Source organism: Burkholderia seminalis DSM 23518 (assembly GCF_902832885.1).
In the GTDB taxonomy this organism is placed as follows: Bacteria; Pseudomonadota; Gammaproteobacteria; order Burkholderiales; family Burkholderiaceae; genus Burkholderia; species Burkholderia seminalis.
This window is the reverse complement of the sequence record NZ_CADFDK010000002.1, coordinates 433728-451878: the sequence shown is the minus strand read 5'-3', so window position 1 is coordinate 451878 and position 18151 is coordinate 433728. Positions and strand designations below refer to the sequence as shown.

The window sequence follows — 18151 nt, the reverse complement described above, 5'->3', positions numbered from 1 at the left end:
TTTGTGTCCGCACTGGCGACAATCATTGGCCAAATTCTCGCCAATGCGTCCCCCGGCGCAACACTATGATAGTCCGGACTATCTCTGAACAGGAGCGAACATGCATGCATGGCAAATCAAACCGGGCGACGGCATTGCCGGGCTCCGGCGCATCGACGCGACGCAGCGCCCGGTCGGGCCGACCGACGTCGTCGTGAAGATCCACTCGGCCTCGCTGAACTATCGCGACCTGATGTTCGCGCGCGGCGACTACCTCGGCATCGGCACGGAAGCACTGATCCCGGTCGCGGACGGCGCCGGCGAAGTCGTCGAAATCGGCCGCGACGTCACGCGGTTCAAGCCGGGCGATCGCGTGATCAACACGTATTTCCCGCGCTGGATCGACGGGCCGGTCACGCCGCAGAAAGTCTCCGGATCGGCCGGTTCCCATTTCGACGGCGTGCTCGCCGAACGTTTCGTGTCCGACGAAGCCGCGCTGGTCGCCATCCCGCCTCATCTCGACTACGACGAAGCCGCGACGCTGTCGTGCGCGGGCATCACCGCGTGGAACGCCTTGTTCGTCGACGGCGGACTGGCGCCGGGCGCGACCGTCGCGCTGCTCGGCACGGGCGGCGTGTCGATCATCGCGCTGCAGCTCGCGCATGCGGCCGGGCTGCGCACGATCGTGACCTCGTCGAGCGACGCGAAACTCGAACGCGCCCGCGCACTCGGTGCGGACGCAACGATCAACTATCGCGCCACGCCCGAGTGGCAACACGAGGTGCTGCGGCTCACCGACGGCGCGGGCGCGGATCTGGTCGTCGAAGTCGGCGGCCGCGATACGCTGCCGCGCTCGGTGGCGGCGGCGAAGATGGGCGGCATCGTGTCGGTGATCGGCGGCCTCAGCAGCTTCGGCGGGCCCGAACTCGGGCTGCTGTCGCTGATCGGCGGCGTCCGGCGACTGCACGGGTTCATGGTCGGCAGCCGCGCGATGCTCGACGACGTCGTGCGGCTCGTCGATGCGAAGCGCATCAAGCCGGTGGTCGATCGCGTGTTCGGCTTCGACGAAGCGCCGCAGGCGTATGCGTACCTGCAGTCGGGGCAGCATTTCGGGAAAGTCGTGATCCGCGTCGCGTCGTAAGCAACGCAGGCGGCGGGCGGCCGCCTGCGTTCCCGCCGGTTCCGTCAGAACTTGTGACGGATCCCCGCATGCACCATCAACTGTTTTCCGTTCGACGACAGATCGGCCGCGCCGGGGATATACGCATGATCCAGCGACGAACCGGTCGCATCGCCGGCAACCCGCTGGTACGCGCCCGTCAGGTACACGTCCGTGCGTTTCGACAGGCTGTAGTCGGCCATCAGCCCGAACGAATGGATTTTCGGTTTCGCGGTGCCGGTGGTCGCGTCGTAGCGGACCGTCGTGTACACGTATTGCGCGCCGACGAACAACGCCGGCGTGAACTGGTACTTGCCGTTGATCTCGAAGTTCTGATACTTGATCGACGTCACCGTGCCGCCCGCGAGCGGCCCGGTCGACGGCTCGATCGTCTCGTCGCCGAACAGGTAGCCGACGTTCGCGGTCGGTCGAGTGACGTTGCTGTTCGTGTACGCGAATCCGATCGTCGCGGGCCCTGCCGTGTAGTTGACGCCCGCGCCGAAGATCCGCAGCCGCGCCGACACGAAGTTCGCATCCGCGCCGACCGCCCCGGAGCCCGCGATCGCGCCACCCGACGTCGCACCCGGGTTGTCCGCGTTCAGGAAGGCCGCGCCGACGAGCAACCCGCCCTGCTCGTACTGCGCGCCGACGCTCCACTGCCTGTTGTTCGCGAAGCCCGGGTCGTTGCTGAAGCTGTACGTGCCGCCGAACGAGAAGCCGGAGAAGTCCGGGCTCGCATACTTCACGGTGTTGTTCGTGCGGAACGTGTTGCCGGTGTTGTCGTTGTCGAGCGGATGCGAGAACGGATAAACGCCCCAACTGCCGTTCGCGGTCGTCGGCGCGAGATAGTCGACGACCGAGTCGTACTGCCGGCCGAGCGTCAGCGTGCCGAAACGCGTGCTGCCGAGCCCGACGTAGGCCTGGCGCCCGAACAGGCGGCCGCCCTGCGCCAGCGTGCCGCTGTTCACGTTGAAGCCGTTCTCGATCTGGAACAGCGCGCTGTAGCCGCCGCCCAGATCCTCCGTCCCCTTCATCCCCCAGCGGCTGCCCTGCGCGAAGCCGCTCGCCATCTGCCACGCGCCATGGCCGCCGACGTTGTTCGTATAGTCGATGCCTGCATCGACGAGGCCATACAGCGTCACGCTGCCTTGCGCAAATGCGGGCGCCGCGCACAGCGCCGGCAGCGCGACAACAATCGATCTCCAGTTCATTCGCCATCCTTATTGATATTTTTAGAATGCGTCCTTTCGGTACGCCGCTGCTTACTTCGCGCCGTGGATGTCGAAGTCGAAATACTTCCGGTTGATCTTCCCGTACGTGCCATTCGCGAGAATCGTCGCGAGTGCGCGATTGAACGCGTCGCGCAGGTCGTTGTCCTGCTTGCGCAATCCGAGGCCGTCGCCCTGCCCGAAGTACTTCACGTCGTCGATCGGCGCGCCGGCGAACATGAAATCCTTGCCCTGCGGCTTTTTCAGAAACCCGTCGCTGGCCGCGATCGACGCCTGGAACGCCGCGTCAAGCCGCCCGGTTACCAGATCGGCATACACCTGGTCCTGGTTCGGGTACGACACGATCTGCACGCCCGCGGGCTGCCAGTTCGCGGCCGCATAGTCGGCCTGCGCGGAACCCTGCTCGACGCCGACGCGCTTGCCCTTCAGCGATTCGGCCGTCGGCAGCAGCGGCGAGCCCTTGCGCGCGATCAGCCGCGCCGGCGCGTTCGAGATGCGGTTCGTGAACGCGATCTGCTGCATCCGCTTCGGCGTGATCGTCATCGACGACGCGATCACGTCGAACTTGCGCGCGAGCAGCCCCGGAATCATCCCGTCGAAGCTCGACTCGACCCACACGCAGCGCGCATGCAGTTCCGCGCACAACGCGTTCGTGATGTCGATCCCGAAGCCGGTCAGCGTGCCGTCCGGCAGCTTGTATTCGAGCGGCGGGTAGGTCGGATCGACCGCGAGCCGAATCTCCCTGCCCGTCCAGTCGCCGGCATGCGCCGCGCCTGCCGCCAGCGCGACCGTGAGTACCGCCATCCACTGTTTCATTGCCTGTCTCCTTGTGTGAATCGTGAATCGAAATCGTGCGGCCGCGTCATCCGAGATATCGCTCGGCGAGTGCGATCCAGTAGCTCGCGCCCGTCGCGAGGCAGGCATCGTTGAAGTCGTAGCCCGGGTGATGCAGCCCGCATCCGGACGCCCCGTCGCCATTGCCGATCGACAGGTAGCTGCCGGCGCATTCCTCCAGCATGAATGCGAAATCCTCGCTCGCCGCGATCGGCCGCAGATGCGGAATCAGCGCCGCATCGCCGCCCCATTCGCGCGCCACCTCGCGCGCGAAGGCCGTCTGCACCGCGTGATTGACGAGCACCGGATAGTCGTGCCGGTAGTCGATCTCGGCCGTCGCGCCATAGCTCGCGGCCTGTCCGAGCACGATCTCGCGGATGCGCCGCTCCAGCAGCGCACGTACGTCCGGCGACAACGCACGCACGCTGAGCGTCAGGTCCGCGTGGGACGGAATCACGTTCGATGCGGTTCCCGCGTGGATCGAGCCGGCCGAAACGATCGCCAGCTCCTGCGGATTCACGTTGCGCGACACGACCGTCTGCAACGCCATCACGATCGACGCGCACACGACCACCGGGTCGATCGTCGTATGCGGCGCGGCGCCGTGCCCGCCGCGCCCGATCACGCGCACGCGCACCTCGTCGGCCGACGCCATCGCCGGGCCGTCGCAGAAACCGAGCACACCGACCGGCAAGCCTGGCACGTTGTGCATCGCGAACACGGCGTCGCACGGAAATCGTACGAACAGTCCGTCGTCGATCATCCGCTTCGCGCCGCCGAGCCCTTCCTCGGCCGGCTGGAAAATCAGGTTCAGCGTGCCGGCGAAGCGCGCCCGCCCGGCAAGACAGCGGGCCGCCGCGAGCAGCATCGCCGTATGGCCGTCGTGGCCGCACGCGTGCATCACGCCGTCATGCCGGCTCGCATGCGGCAGCCCGGTCGTTTCGCGGATCGGCAGCGCATCCATGTCCGCGCGCAACCCGAGCCGTTTCCCGGGGCCGCGCGTCAGCGTGCCGACCACGCCGGTGCCGCCGAGCCCGCGCGTGACCTGATAACCCCATGTTGTCAGGCAATCGGCGACGATGGCGCTCGTCGCATGCTCGTCGAAGCCGAGCTCCGGATGCGCATGCAGCCTGCGCCGCAGCGCGATCATCTCCGCCTCGATCGCCGATATTTCCGGATGGATATGGTTCCGTTCCAACCCTGATTCCCCCTGACACGTTCCGGTTGCCGATCGCCCGAATGATCGATCGTGACCGGATCGTATGCAGCGAAAATCCAGGCGAACAGCCGCGGTTTCGTTATGATGACAACCTTTCGTTGTCGGGTATCGCGTCATGAGCACCATCAAGCTGCATCAGTTGCAGGCACTCGTCGCGAGCGCGGAGGCCGGCAGCATCCGTGGTGCGGCACGCGCGCTCGGGCTGTCGCAAGCGGCCGTCACGCGTGCGCTGCGCGAGCTGGAAGCGAGCGAGCGCCTGCCGCTGCTCGTGCGTGCGCCGGAAGGCATCGGCTTCACCGACTACGGGAAAACGCTGCTCACGCATGCGAAGCTCGTGCTGAAGCAGCTCGAGCATGCGCGGAGCGATCTCGAGCGCATGCGCGGCCGCGTCGAGGGCCGGCTGAGCGTCGGCGTCACACCGTGGCTCACGGTGACGTTCCTCGCGGAAACGGTACTGCGTTTTCGCGAGCGGATGCCCGACGTGCGACTCGAACTCTACGAAGCGCTGATGGCCGTTGCGCAGCCGCTGTTGCGCGACGGCAGCATGGACTTCGCGCTCGGACACGTGCAGCCGGGCGGCACGCAGGAATTCGCGTTCGAGCCAATGTTGCGCTACGACACGGCGGTCATGGTGCGCGCCGGCCATCCGCGCGAACGCGCACGGTCGATCCACGATCTGCTCGACCACGACTGGGTGCTGAATTTCGCGGCCGACGGGCAGGCCGCGCTCGTCGACTACCTGTTCACGCGCCACGGCGCGCGGATCGACGAGCGGCGCATCGTGCGCGCGCAGTCGGTCGCGATGCTGCAGACGATGCTCGAACAGGCCGACATGTGCACGTGGTGCCCGACGATCCTCGCGGCGGTACCGCCGTTCGGCGGACGGATGCGGCCGTTGACGCTGACGGAAACGTTCGAGCCGCGCGACCTCGGGATCGTCACGCGCCGCAGCAGCACGCTGAGCGATGCCGCACGCTGCTTCATCGAATGCCTGCTGTACGTGATCCGCCGGCACGCGCGCTCGGCGCGCAAGGAGGATCTCGCGCTGTTCAGGACGGTATCGCTGCTGATCTGACGGCGTGCGCCGTCGCGGCAGACCCCGCGACCTGCCGCGGCCCGGCGCGCCACGCGCCAGCACCGCGGCATGCGCCACCCGTCAGATCTTCGCGGTCAGCGTGATTCCGACCGTGCGCGGATCGCCGTACAGCACCGGATAGGCACCATATGACGGCAACAGCTCGAGCTTCTTGTAGACCTTGTTCGTCAGGTTCGTCACGTAGCCCGTCACGATGTACTTCTGGTTCGGCGTCGTGTACGACACGTGCGCGTTCAGCACCGTGTAACCGCCCTGCCACAGTTGCGGCATCGTCTGCCGCGTCGCGCTGAAATACTCGCGGCTGCGGTAGTTCACGTCGCCGCCCGCCGTCAGCGTGCCGAACGGCACCGGCACGCGATAGTCGAAGCCCGCGTTCAGCGTCGTATGCGGTGAACGCGCGAACGAATTGCCGACGGCCGTCGGCACGTAGCGGAATTCCGTGTAGCGCGTGTTCAGCATCCCGAGGTTCGCGAACAGGTACAGGCTGTTGACCGGCTGCGCCTTCAGCTCCAGCTCGAAGCCGTCCGCGCGTCCCTGCCCCGCGTTCGACAGCGTCGACACCGGCGGCCCGCCGAACGGGTTCGGTGCGAGCGCGAATACCTGGATGTCGCGATAGTCGTAATGAAACACGCTCGCGTTGACGATCAGCCGCTTGTCGAACCACTCGCTCTTGATGCCGACCTCGTAATCGGTCAGGTACTCGGGCGATACGGTCGACACGGTGCTCTGCGTATAGGCGTTGCCGTTGTAGCCGCCCGAACGGAAGCCGCGTGCGTAGCGGAAATACGCGCGCACGTTGTTGCTGAGCGCATATTCGGGCGTCAGGTCCCAGGTCGGTGCGCGCCACGTGTTGGTCTGGTTCTGCTGCGCGCTGACCGCGAGCGGCGACGACACCGACGAAGGCGACCACCAGCTGTTCGGATCGCTGAACGTCACGTTACCGGTACCCTGCAGCCCCGTCAGGTTGATGGTCTTGCGCTCGACCGTGTAGCGCAGCCCGCCCGTCACGTTGAAGCGGTCGGTGAAGCGGTACTTGATGCTGCCGAAGATCGCCGCGCTCTGCGTGTGCTGCGAGAGATCGGTCAGGTGGTAGTACGCCGGCGACGGCGAACTGCTCGGGCTGCCGCCCGCGCCTTGCTCGGCGAGCTGCTCGGTGAACAGGTGCGTGCCGACCAGCCAGCTCAGCCGGTCGCCCTGCGGCGATTCGAGCCGGAATTCCTGCGAGAACTGGCGGCTCGACAGGCGGTCGTGCGAGCGCGCCGCGTCGAATGCCGAATAATCCTCGTCGTCCTGGTACCAGCGGTGCAGCCCCTCGAACGCGGTGATCGACGTCAGCGTCACGGCCGGGTTGATGCGCCAGTGCGCGGTGAGCGACGTGCCCCAGGTCGAGATGTGATCGCTCGACGGCGCATTGAGCGACACCGTGTACGGATCGGTGGAGCCGACGAACCCGAACTGGTTCGTGCCGCGCGGCCCCGCGCCTTCCGCGTGCCACGCATTGCCCCCGCCCGTATAGTTTCGGCCGTGGATGTTGAACAGGAAGTCGGTGTCCGACGTCGGCACGGCCAGCACCTGGAAGCGCACCGCATTGTCGTGGAAGCCGCCGAAGCGCCCCTGCTGAACGGTGTTCGTGTAGAAGCTGTCGGCATTCTCGTGATACACCGACACGCGCGCGGCCAGCACGTCGTTCTTGCCGATCGGCCCGCCGATCGCGGCCTCCGCGAGCCGGCTGTTGTACTGGCCGATCCCGAGCTTGCCATAGCCGCTCACATCGAAGGTCGGCTTCTGCGACGTGATGCTGAGCGCACCGCCCACGGTGTTCTTGCCCCACAGCGTGCCCTGCGGCCCGCGCAGCACCTCGATGCGATCGAGGTCGAACAGCGGAAAACCCTGCCCGAACACGCTGTTGATGTACACGTCGTCGAAGTACACGCCGATCGGGCTCAACGACAGGTCCGACGGATCGTTGCTGCCGACCCCGCGCAGGAACCAGCGCGGCCGCTCGCGGCCCTCGGTCGATTGCCCGGTGAAGTTCGGCACGTACTTCGTCACGTCGTTGATCACGCGCAGTTCGTTGTTCTTGATCGCATCGCCGCTCAGCGCACTCACCGCGACCGGCACGTCCTGGATGCTTTCCTTGCGCCGGCGCGCCGTCACGGTCACCGTGCCGAGGTTCGTTTCTCGTGCGGCCGTGCCGCGGCTCGCACGCGCCGGCTTCGGCGCGGTCGCATCGTCCGGTGCCTGTTGCGCCGGCTGCGCGTCCGGCGTCCCCGCCGCCGCGCCATCTTCTGCCCACGCCGGCAACGATACGGCGCCGCCCGTCAGCAGTCCCCCCCAGCGCGGTGACGATTAGTTTTTTCCTGAACATCGATGAGTCATCCTGTTTGATCGGTTGAACGCATGTGCGCGCTACGCACGGGTTCTCTAATGCAATTCGGATGCCAGCATCGACAGGCCCGTCGCACGGGGCTTCCGGCGCGCGCATGGTGCCGGTGTTGCTGCATGCGCATCTGTGGAGGGAAGCAAACTGCTTGTCACGCAACACCGGCGACGACGATCTTCAGGACAACTTTTCAGGCAGCGGCCGCATCGCGTCGCGCCGCCCATCGGCGAAGCGCAACGCGAACGCAACCAGCACGACGACGGGCAGCCAGCACAGAAACACGGCCCGCAACCCGACGACCGGCACGAGCGCACTGCAGGCCAACGGGCCGCAGAACGCCCCCGTCATCGACGCGAGGTTGTAGAGGCTCGACACCCGGCTCTTGTCGGCCGGGTGGCGGCCGAGATGCTGCATGTTGACGAGATGCACCAGCGACGACCCGGCGCACAACGCGGCGAGCCCCGCGCCGACGATCCACGCGTCGTGCGCGAGGCCGAACGCGAGCAGCCCGGCCACGCCGCCTGCGAGGCCAAGGGCATGGCAGCGGCGCTCCGTCATCCGCTGCGCGACATGCCCCAGCCCGAACAGCGCGATCACCGCGACGACGCCCTGCAGGGTCAGCAGCGCGACGGCGCCCGACTGCGGCAACTTCAGATACTGGATGGCGAGCACGACCGTATAGGTGCCGACGAGCGAGCGCGTCGCGCTGTTCACCGCTTCCAGCGCAAGTTGCTCGCGCACGTCGCGGCTCCACGCAAGCGCGAGCAACGCACGCAGGCCACCGGCGTCGGGTTGCGCACCGCGCGGCGGCGGCTCCGCGTCGCCGAGCAGCAGGCGGCTGAACCAGGCCATGCCCGCGAAGCTCGCCGACGCCGCGCAGAAGGTCGCGACCGCGCCATGCGCCTCGATCAGCCAGCTGGCGAGCCAGGGCCCCGCCATGCCCGTTCCGACCGTCATGGCCGCGCGATACCAGCCCGCGCGGGCGAGGCCGATCCGCGCGAGACGCGCGAGGAATACGCCGTTGATCGACACGATCCGGAACGGGATGCACAGTCCGATCAGCGCCTGCGTGAGCGCGATCAGCGGCCACGCGCCGGTAAACGGCACGACGAGATTGAGCAGCATCGGCCCCATGCTCGCGGCGAAGTACACGCGCCGCGCGCCGTAGCGCGCGACCAGCAGCCCGGCCGGCAGCGTCATCAGCGCGATGCCGAGCGGTTCCATCGCGGCGATGATGCCGAGCCGCGCGCTGTCGACGCCGAGCGCGAGCGCATACAGCGTCGTCGCGAGCTGCGCCATGCTGATCGTCGTGCCGCTCGCGAGCGCCAGCAGCATGAAGCCGCCGGTGAAGCGCTCGCGCCGCCATGCGTCGGCGACGCGTGCCGTCGCGCTCACCGCGACAAAGTCGCGATGCCGTCGAGCGCACGCCGGTCGATCCACGCGCGCACGTCGAAGTCGGCGGGCAGGAACCGCCACGCCACCAGGAAGCGCTTGAAATCGTCCAGCGCGGCGATCGACGCTTCGTCGAGATCGGTGCGCAACCGCCGGTGCACGTCGGCGCCGTACGCCAGCCGCAGCCAGTCATGGCCCGAGCCCGTCTCACGGCCGAGATAGCCGAGCACTTCGTGTTCGTGCTCGCGCGCCCAGCCTTCGACATCGGTCACGCGCGCGAGGAAGCGGCTGACGATGCCGGGATGGCGCTCGAGCGTCGCCGCATTGACGGTCAGCGGACGCGGCGAGCCGTTGTTGATGCGGATCTGCGGATCGGGATGAAAGCCGATGTCGACGACCGTCCGCGCGCCGATCAGGTGCGCGGTCTCCAGCCCGAGCGAGCCCTTCACGTAGATCGCATCGACATCGCCGCGCACGAGCGCGGCCGCTTCGGCCGCATAGAGCCGCCGGCTCGACAGGCTCGCGGGGTGGCTGAATGCCGCGTCGCGGGTCGCGGGCGTCGACACGGGCGCGCGCAGGTTCGACGCCGGCACGTCGACCCATTCGACGTCGCCGGGGCCGAGCCCGTCGAGCGACAGCGCGCTGACGAAGCCGCGCAGCGCCGCCGCGCGAAAGATGTCGATGCGCTCGCCGTCGCGACGCGGCAAGCCGATGCGGCGCCCGCGCAGGTCCTTCGGTCGCGTGAGGCCGGCTTCCGGCAACGCGACGATCGCCTGCGCCTCGTCGACCCAGGTCAGCGCGACCACGCGCGTATCGGCGCCGGCCGCGCGTGCCCACAGCGCGGGAATGCTGCCGCCCTGCCGGAACGCGTTGTCGAGCGAATGATCGACGTGCGCGTGATGCAGCGCCGCGTGCTGGCTTTCCTGCAGCGCGCGCACGGTGATGCCGTCGCCGGCGAATTCGCTGTCGAGCCAGCCGAGATGCGCGGCGATGCCGAGCGGCGTCGGCACCGGACAGCGCGTGTACCAGATCGATTGAACGTTGTGTGAAGCCGTGGTGCTCATGGATGCATTCGCAAAGGAAGTCGTGAAGAGCGCGTCAGCCGCGCGGCGCGGTCAGCACCGACAGCCGCGTGATGCCCGCGTGCTCGATCGCGGCCATCAGCTTCGCGACGGTGCCGTACGGCACGTGCTCGTCCGCCTGCAGGTCGAGCGCGACGTCGGGCCGGCCCGCCTTCAGCGCGGCCAGCTCGGCCGGTACCGCGGCGAGCGCGACCGCACGCTTGTCGAGATACACGACGCCCTTGGCGTCGACGCTCACGGTGACGTTCGGCTTGCGGTCGGCCGGCGCGGTCGCGACTGTGTTCGGGAGAGTCACGTGCACCGCGTTGTTGAGCAGCGGCGCGGTGACGATGAAGGCGACGAGCAGCACGAGCATCACGTCGACGAGCGGCGTGATGTTGATTTCGCTGAGCACGTCGTCGTTGTCGGAGGAGGACGAGAAGGCCATTATGCGAACGCCTCCTGACGGGTATCGCCGGCACGGCGCGCCGGCGCGGCCGCGGGTACCGTCACCGGCACGCGGAAGCCGGCCTTCTGCGCGAGCGTCACGAAGTCGGTTGCGAACGCATCGAGGTCGGCCGATGCGGCCTTCACGCGGCGCACGAAGAAGTTGTAGGCGAGCACGGCAGGCACCGCGACCGCGATGCCGATCCCGGTCGCGACGAGCGCCTCGCCGATCGGCCCGGCGACCACGTCGATGCTCGCCGATGCGCTGTGCGTGATCGCGGTCAGCGCGTGGATGATGCCGAACACGGTGCCGAACAGGCCGACGAACGGCGCGGTGCTGCCGATCGACGCGAGTACCGCGAGCCCCGCTTCCTCGCGCCGGCGCGCATTGTGGATCTGCTGCCGCAGATGGCGTTCGAGCAGGTCGTGGCGGCTCCAGCTGTGTTCCAGATCGTGTGCGCTGCTCTCGTCGGCACGCCGCAGCGCGTCGAAGCCCGTCGCGGCGAGTTCGCCGACCGGGCTGTTCGCGCTGTCGAGCGCGGCCGCGTCGTGAAAGCTGTTCGCGGCCCAGAACGCGCTGACGTAACGCCGGTTGCGCGCGCTCGACCGCAGGCTCTGGATCGCCTTCACGACGATCAACGTCCACGTGACGACGGAGAAGACGACGAGCAGCCAGAGCGCGCCCTGGACGATGAAGGTGGTCGGGATACCGTTCATGATGTGAGTTCCTTGAAAAATATGGCGAGCCGCCCGTCGGGTCAGCCCAGCTTGAAATCGATCGGCACGTTGACCCAGCCGTCGACCGCTTCGTCGCCGCGCTTCGCGGGCACGAACGTCCAGCGCTTCACGGCGGCCACCGCCGCGTTGTCGAGCACGCGGCGGCCGCTGCTCGTGCGGACCTCGACGGAATCGGGCGTGCCGCTCGCGAGCACGTGCACGCGCAGCACGACGCGCCCTTCCCAGCCCTGGTCCTGCGCGAACGCCGGATAGTCGGGCGCCGGGTTGCGCAGGTACGCCGCGTCGCCGATCGGCGCGGTTTCACGCACGGGTGCGGCGGGTGCGGGTGCCGGCGCCGGGGTTGCGACGGCCAGTGCCGCTGGCGCGGGCGCAGGGGCAGCCTCGCGCGCCACCTGCGGCACGGCGGACGGTGCCGGTGCCGCTGCCGGATGCGGAACGGCCGCGCGGGGTATCTGCGGCTTCGGCGGCGTCGGCGCCTGCTTCAGCGGTTTCGGCGGCACGATCGGCGGCGGATGCGCGGCCTGCGGCAGCGGTTCGGGCGGCCGCGTCAGTTCCACCGTCATCGGCAGCGGCCGCGGCGGTTGCACCGGCGGTGCGGCCGCCGGACGCGCGGCCAGCAGCACGACGCCCGCATGCAGCGCCGCGACGGCCAGTGCAATCGCGCCCGCGCCGCGCCAACCGCTCGCCGGCGCCGGCCGCTTGTCCGCATGCGCGGACGGCGCCACCGGCGAAGGTCGCGCGACTACCGCCGCGCGCGGCGCGGCGCGCGCCACGTGCCGGCGCGCCGGCGGCACGCCGTATTCGATCGTCAGCCCTGTCATGTTCGACTCCTTGCAATGACGCGCCGCGGCGCGCTACGCGACCCACGCATGGCGATGCCGGTCGATCTGCGTGAACGGCGCCGGGTCGATCCACGCGCGCGCGTCGAAATCGCGTTCGAGAAAGCCCCATTCGACGAGAAAATCCTTGAACGCGACCAGACCGTCGATCGACGTCGGCGCGAGCCCGGTCTCCAGATGGCGGTGCACGTCCCCGCCGTATGCATAGCGCACCCACTCGTCGGAGGCATGCGTTTCGCGGCCGATATAGGCGACCGTCTCGGCCGGATGGCGCGCGGCCCAGTCGCCCGCGCCGACCACGACCGACAGGAACCGGCTCACGAGATCGGGGCGCGTATCGATCAGCGCGCGATCGACGGTCAGCGTGCGCGGCGTGCCGTTGCCGATCCGCACCAGCGGATCGGGATGCGCGCCGAGATCGATGACGACCTGCGCGTCGATCAGGTGCACGGTCTCCAGCCCGGCGACGCCCTTCACGAACACCGCGTCGACGTCGCCGCGCACGAGCGCCGCGATCTCGAGTCCGTACTCGTGCGGGCCGCGCGTGAACGAGGCTGGCCCGGTGCGGCGCTCGCGCGTGTCGGGCAGGTCGATCCATTCGGCGTCGCCGTGGCCGAGCCCTTCCAGTTCGAGCGCGCTCAGGAAGCCCTTCAGGGCGGCCGCACGCCAGAAGTCGATGCTGATCGGATGGCGCGGCAATCCGAGCCGCCGGCCGCGCAGATCGCGCGTCGTGCGAATGCCGCGCTCGGGCAGCGTGACGATCGCCTGGAATTCGTTGGTCCACGACAGGCCGATCACGCGCGTATCGGCGCCGCGTGCCCGCGCCCACAGCGCGGGAATGTTGCCGCCCTGCCGGAACGAGTGCGGCAGGCTGTGATCGAAGTGCGATTCGCGCTTGTCGGCATCGGCCGTCTCCTGCAGCGAATTCAGCACGATGCCGTCCGGCCCGAACTCTTCGTCGAACCAGCCGCGATGCACGGCGATGCCGAGCGCGGTCGGCACCGGGCAGCGCGTGTACCAGAGTGCGTCGCAGGCCGTGGCCTGCGCAGCGAGTGTCGTCATGGTGAGTATCCTTGTCGTTGTCGTTGATGCGCGGCGGCACGCCGCCGCGCTCAGGCGCCGGCCACGCGCAGCGCTGCCTGCGTGCCGCGCGCGTTCAGCGCGCCGTCGACGAGCGGCAGCACTTCCTCGCCCACGCGGTACGCCTCTTCGAGATGCGGGTTGCTCGCGAGGATGAACGTCGATACGCCGATGTCGACGTATTCCGCGAGCCGCTCGGCCACCTGCTCGTGGCTGCCGACGATCACGCAGCCGGGGCCGCCGCGGATCTGCGACATTCCTGCCCACAGGTTCGGGCCGACGATCAGGTCGTCAAAGTGCTGCGTGTTGCCCTGGTGCAATGCGAACTGGCGCTTCGCGCCGACCGATTCCGACGATTCGCCGCGCCCGCCGAAACCGGCACGCGTCGCGTCGCCCACCGTGGCGAACATCTGCCGCAGCTCGGCCCACGCCTGTTCCTCGGTTTCGCGCGCGAGGATGTCGATGCGCATGCCGAAGCGCAGGTCGCGCTCGGCGTTCTGCCGGTCGAGCGCGCGGCGCGCCGCGTCGATCACTTCCTTCTGCTTCGCGAGCGGCTCGCCCCAGCTCAGGTGCACGTCGCCGTGTTTCGCCGCGACCGCGAGCGCAGCGTCGCTCGCGCCGGCCAGATAAATCCGCGGCGGCTTCTGGCCGCTCAGCGGCGGCAGCAGCCCGCCGGCTTCGACGCGGTAGAAGCGGCCGTCGAACGAGAATGGCGCGCCGGCCGCGACGCCCTTCACGACGTCGAGGAATTCGTCGGTGCGCGCATAGCGGCTGTCGTGATCGATGAAGTCACCGTACGCGCGCTGGTCGGGACCGCCGCCGCCCGTGACGACGTTCCACTCGACGCGGCCGCGGCTGATCCGCTGCAGGCTCGCGGCCATTTGGGCCGCATAAACCGGATGCACGAAATGCGGCTGCAGCGCGATCAGCAGCCGCAGCCGGCGCGTCTCGCGCGCCAGCGCCGCCGCGACGACCCACGGTTCCTCGGTGAAGCGGAAGATCGGAATCAGCGCGCCGTGAAAACCGGCGATGTCGGCCGCGCGCGCCACCTGCGACAGATAGTCGATGTAGCCGAAATCGTCGTCGTCGACTTTCGGCGCGACGCGCGACGCGCGCTGGCGATTCCATTCGCCGCGCGTATGCAGGTCGTGTGCGCGCCGGCCATCGCCGTGCATCGGCAGGCGCCACAGAAATTCAACAGCCATCGGGATTCTCCTTGTCGGCCCGTTCGGATTGCGTGCGGCACCGGCGTGCCGCGCGTATGCAGCGCTGTAAAGCACGCGGTGTGCCAACGCGCACGCCTGCTGACGTGCGGCGCGGCCGCCGAGCACGCGCGATGCCTTGCCGGCCGGGCGTCGACGGCCATCGACGAACACGCGCCGCGCGGTGCCGGCATCCCGAAAGCGAATCCGTGCCGTGCTGTTGCGCACGACACACCGGTGCTGCACGCGCAACAGCACTCGACGCGACTGTTGCTCACGCAACAGGCGTTGCGCCGGCCGTCGCGCCGCGCAGCGCCCGGGATGCCCGCGCCGCGTGCCGCCCGGCCGTTTCCGCTCATTGGCCCGGAACTTGCAACGTGGAACGGCCGCGCGTGCGACACCGCGCATCGACCACGCTTACCCAGACAGGGGAATCTCACACATGACAGACAGGCCCGATTCGTCATCGGACAAGCAGCAGACGTTCTGGTACGCCCGATCGCCCGTGCCGACGCCGCTCGGCATCGCCGTGCATCTCGGCTGGCTCAACGGCGAGACGTCGGCCGACGGCGTCGCGATCCGCTCGCCGCGCGGCGCCACGCGGCACGACGTGTCATCGATCAGCGATCACACGCTCGCGCAGTCGTTCCGCCAGGGCGGCAGCATCCCCGCGATGTGGGCGCGCTCGAACGACGCCAACACGCGCGTGATCGGGCTGTCGTGGGTCGACGAATCGCAACTGATCCTCGCGCGGCCCGAGTCGGGCATCCGCTCGGTGAAGGCGTTGCGCGGCCGCCGGATCGCGATTCCGAGCCGCCCCGACGACCGCATCGACATCTTTCGCGCGTCCGCGCTGCGCGGCTTCGTCAATGCACTGAGCCTCGACGGACTGACCACGCGCGACGTCGAGCTCGTCGACGTGCGCGCACGCACGCTGCAGGCCGTCGGGCCCGCGCGTGCGGCGAACCTGTTCGCGTCGCCGCACGGCTTTTCGAGCCGCGCGCTGTATGCGGCCGAAGCCGGCGCGCTGCTGCGCGGCGAAGTCGACGCGATCTACGTGAAAGGCTCGACGGGTCTCGAGATCGCGCAACTGATCGGCGCACACGTCGTGATCGACATCGGCTTTCATCCGGAGCGCTCGATCCGCAACAACAACGGCACGCCGCGCCCGCTGACCGTCAACGCGGACGTGCTCGCGAACCATCCGGACATCGTCGCCGGCTTCCTGAAGCTCGTGGTCGCCGCCGGCGAATGGGCGAGCACGCATCCCGACGAAACCGCTCACTACGTGGCGGGCGAAACCGCATCGTCGATCGACTGGGTGCGAGCCGCGTACGGCAACCAGCTGCACCGCCATCTCGGCGTCAATCTCGACGACGAATCGGTCGCCGCGCTCGACGAGTTCAAGACGTTCCTGCGCGAGCACGGCTTTCTGGAAACCGACTTCGACGTCGCCGACTGGATCGACCCGCGCCCGCTCGCCGACGTGCTGCGGCCGTCGTGGCAGAAACGCGCGTGAGCCCCTTTTTCGTTCACTGTTCGGGACCATCATGAAATACTCCCTCTCCCTCGCGTCACTGCGCCGCCTGCTGCGCGCGCTGCTCGCCGTGCTACCGCTGGCGGCCGCGTCGCTCGCGGCACCGGCCGCGCATGCGCAAGACGCGCCCAAGGTCGTGCGCATTGCCGTCGTCGCGTACTCGAGCGGCGGCAAGACGCAATATGCCGGCGCATCCGCGCTGATCGACGCCGACAAGTCGCTCGAGAAGGCGCTGGCCGCCCGGCACGTGAAGCTGCAATGGGTGCCGGTGTCGACCGCGGCGGTCGGCACGCTCGTCAACGAGGCGTTCACGAACGGCAGCATCGATTTCGCGGGCTACGGCGACCTGCCGTCGGTCGTCGTCAACGCGTCGGGCACGCACACGCGCCTGATCGTGCCGGGCGGCGCCGGCAGCAACACGTATCTGGTCGTGCCGGCCGGCTCGACCGCGAAGTCGATCGTCGATCTGAAAGGCAAGCGCATCGCGCTCAATCGCGGCCGGCCGTGGGAAGTCACGTTCGGCAAGCTGCTCGCCGAAAACGGGCTGAAGCTGTCCGACTTCAAGATCTACAACCTCGATCCGCAGGCCGGCGCGGCAGCCGTCGCGGCCGGCCGCGTCGACGGCTTCTTTACGCTATCCGACGCGTATTCGCTGGTCGACAAGAACGTCGGCAAGATCATCTGGTCGACCAAGACCGCGCCCGACGACTGGAAGATGCGCGCCGAACTGTGGGCATCCGACGATTTCGTGCGGCGCTACCCCGACGTCACGCAGCTCGTCGCGACGGCCTACGTGCGGGCCGCGCACTGGATCTCGCAGCCGCAGAACCGCGATGCGTACGTGAAGATCCTGAGCGCGTCGGGCCAGCCCGAAAGCGTCGTGCGCCGCGAATACGCGGACGAATCGACGCCGTGGAAAGAGCAATGGACGCCGCTCTTCACGCCGGCGCTGACCGGCCACTACCGCGATGTCGTCGCGTACAGCCGCCAGGCCGGCCTGACGTCGGTGCCGGTCGACGTGAACGCGCTGCTCGCGCCGACCTTCGTGGCGACCGCGCTCAAGCAGCTTGGTCTCGACGGCTACTGGCGCGCCGATGCCGCGCGCGTCGCGAGCCGCTGATGGCGATGCGCGCCCTCGCGCCGAACGGCTGGCGCGCGATCCGCCTGCCCGGCCTCGCGCGGCTCGGCGAACATGCGCTGTGGTGGATCACGCCCTTTACGTTCGCCGCGCTGTGGTGGCTCGCGAGCGCGCAGCGCTGGTTTCCGCCGCAGCTCGTCGTGCCGCCCGAACGCCTCGCCGCGACGCTGCGCACGCTGCTCGACACCGGCGAACTGCGCGACAACCTGCTGATCACGCTGCATCGCCTCGCGCTCGGCTTCGCGCTCGGCGCAACCGGCGGCGCCGCGTTCGGCATCCTGCTCGCACGCAGCCGGCTGTTCGCCGACTACCTGCGGCCGACCTTCGACCTGCTGCGGCAAGTGCCGACGCTCACGCTGATTCCGCTGCTGATCCTGCTGATCGGCGTCGACGAGCCGTTGAAGCTCGTCGTCGTCGGCAAGGCCGTGTTCTTCCCGGTTGCGCTGGCCGCGTACACGGGTGTGCACGATGCGCCGCGCGATCTCGTCGAAATGGCGCGCCACTACGGGCTCGGCCGCTTCGCGCTACTGCGCGACGTGCTGCTGCCGGCCGCGCTGCCGCCGCTGCTGACGGGCGTGCGGATCGCACTCGCGCGCGCGTGGCTCGCCCTCGTCGCGGTCGAGCTGCTCAGCGCCGACAGCGGGATCGGCCAGATGATGGAACTCGCGCGGCAGATGCTGCGGCTCGACGTGGTGCTCGTCGACGTCGCCGTGATCGGGCTGATCGGTTTCGCGCTCGACCGCTCGATCGCGCTCGTGCAGCGCTACGCATTGCGCTGGCAGACGCCCGCGCGCTGACTTTGACTGGATACGCTTCGG

Annotated in this window: 16 protein-coding genes; 5 read left to right on the top strand and 11 right to left on the bottom strand. The window is 68.8% G+C overall.

All coding sequences use genetic code 11. From position 1 onward, the window contains the following. Positions 1–100 precede the first annotated feature (100 nt). Positions 101–1120, top strand: coding sequence for a zinc-dependent alcohol dehydrogenase family protein (locus HWX00_RS08510; RefSeq protein WP_175028508.1), 1020 nt, complete (start codon positions 101–103; stop codon positions 1118–1120). Positions 1121–1164: 44 nt separating this feature from the next. On the opposite strand, the gene HWX00_RS08505 is transcribed toward HWX00_RS08510, so the two are convergent. The 3 genes from HWX00_RS08505 to HWX00_RS08495 are packed head-to-tail and all read right to left on the bottom strand — an operon-like array spanning position 1165 to position 4351. Continuing rightward, a complete protein-coding gene (locus HWX00_RS08505; protein ID WP_124670089.1) occupies positions 1165–2349 on the bottom strand; it encodes a porin in 1185 nt (394 codons plus the stop codon). 51 nt (positions 2350–2400) lie between these two features. Then, positions 2401–3183, bottom strand: coding sequence for an ABC transporter substrate-binding protein (locus HWX00_RS08500; RefSeq protein ID WP_175028507.1), 783 nt, complete (start codon positions 3181–3183; stop codon positions 2401–2403). 46 nt (positions 3184–3229) lie between these two features. Further along, a complete protein-coding gene (locus tag HWX00_RS08495) occupies positions 3230–4351 on the bottom strand; it encodes a M20 aminoacylase family protein (RefSeq protein WP_175028529.1) in 1122 nt (373 codons plus the stop codon). A 184-nt stretch (positions 4352–4535) separates the two neighbouring features. Between HWX00_RS08495 and HWX00_RS08490 the strand changes: the two genes are divergently transcribed. Continuing rightward, a complete protein-coding gene (locus HWX00_RS08490; RefSeq protein ID WP_069704478.1) occupies positions 4536–5495 on the top strand; it encodes a LysR substrate-binding domain-containing protein in 960 nt (319 codons plus the stop codon). 81 nt (positions 5496–5576) lie between these two features. On the opposite strand, the gene HWX00_RS08485 is transcribed toward HWX00_RS08490, so the two are convergent. From HWX00_RS08485 to HWX00_RS08450, 8 genes are all read right to left on the bottom strand, one after another. Beyond that, the gene (locus HWX00_RS08485; RefSeq protein WP_244131156.1) at positions 5577–7820 is read right to left on the bottom strand and encodes a TonB-dependent receptor; all 2244 of its coding nucleotides are present in this window, start codon (positions 7818–7820) and stop codon (positions 5577–5579) included. A 256-nt stretch (positions 7821–8076) separates the two neighbouring features. Further along, positions 8077–9294, bottom strand: a complete 1218-nt coding sequence (locus HWX00_RS08480; RefSeq protein WP_175028506.1) for an MFS transporter — start codon at positions 9292–9294, stop codon at positions 8077–8079. Then, positions 9291–10355: an ABC transporter substrate-binding protein gene (locus HWX00_RS08475; protein WP_034188384.1), complete on the bottom strand. Its 1065-nt coding sequence runs from the start codon at positions 10353–10355 to the stop codon at positions 9291–9293. The genes HWX00_RS08480 and HWX00_RS08475 overlap by 4 nt, the downstream gene beginning before the upstream one ends. A 34-nt stretch (positions 10356–10389) precedes the next feature. After that, positions 10390–10800, bottom strand: coding sequence for an ExbD/TolR family protein (locus HWX00_RS08470; protein WP_049036336.1), 411 nt, complete (start codon positions 10798–10800; stop codon positions 10390–10392). Then, a complete protein-coding gene (locus HWX00_RS08465; protein WP_175028505.1) occupies positions 10800–11516 on the bottom strand; it encodes a MotA/TolQ/ExbB proton channel family protein in 717 nt (238 codons plus the stop codon). Before HWX00_RS08465 ends, HWX00_RS08470 begins: the two co-directional genes overlap by 1 nt. Positions 11517–11557: 41 nt before the next feature. Next, positions 11558–12358 carry an energy transducer TonB gene (locus HWX00_RS08460; protein ID WP_175868103.1) on the bottom strand — a complete coding sequence of 267 codons (801 nt, stop codon included), beginning with the start codon at positions 12356–12358 and terminating at the stop codon, positions 11558–11560. Positions 12359–12391: 33 nt separating this feature from the next. Beyond that, positions 12392–13438, bottom strand: a complete 1047-nt coding sequence (locus HWX00_RS08455; protein ID WP_034188388.1) for an ABC transporter substrate-binding protein — start codon at positions 13436–13438, stop codon at positions 12392–12394. A gap of 50 nt (positions 13439–13488) precedes the next feature. Then, positions 13489–14661, bottom strand: a complete 1173-nt coding sequence (locus HWX00_RS08450) for an LLM class flavin-dependent oxidoreductase (RefSeq protein WP_034188596.1) — start codon at positions 14659–14661, stop codon at positions 13489–13491. Between the two features lie 439 nt (positions 14662–15100). Between HWX00_RS08450 and HWX00_RS08445 the strand changes: the two genes are divergently transcribed. The 3 genes from HWX00_RS08445 to HWX00_RS08435 are packed head-to-tail and all read left to right on the top strand — an operon-like array spanning position 15101 to position 18130. Then, positions 15101–16177 carry an ABC transporter substrate-binding protein gene (locus tag HWX00_RS08445; RefSeq protein WP_034188389.1) on the top strand — a complete coding sequence of 359 codons (1077 nt, stop codon included), beginning with the start codon at positions 15101–15103 and terminating at the stop codon, positions 16175–16177. 31 nt (positions 16178–16208) lie between these two features. Continuing rightward, positions 16209–17315 carry a PhnD/SsuA/transferrin family substrate-binding protein gene (locus HWX00_RS08440; RefSeq protein ID WP_049036333.1) on the top strand — a complete coding sequence of 369 codons (1107 nt, stop codon included), beginning with the start codon at positions 16209–16211 and terminating at the stop codon, positions 17313–17315. Continuing rightward, positions 17315–18130 carry an ABC transporter permease gene (locus tag HWX00_RS08435; protein WP_034188391.1) on the top strand — a complete coding sequence of 272 codons (816 nt, stop codon included), beginning with the start codon at positions 17315–17317 and terminating at the stop codon, positions 18128–18130. The genes HWX00_RS08440 and HWX00_RS08435 overlap by 1 nt, the downstream gene beginning before the upstream one ends. The last annotated feature ends 21 nt before the right edge of the window (positions 18131–18151 follow it).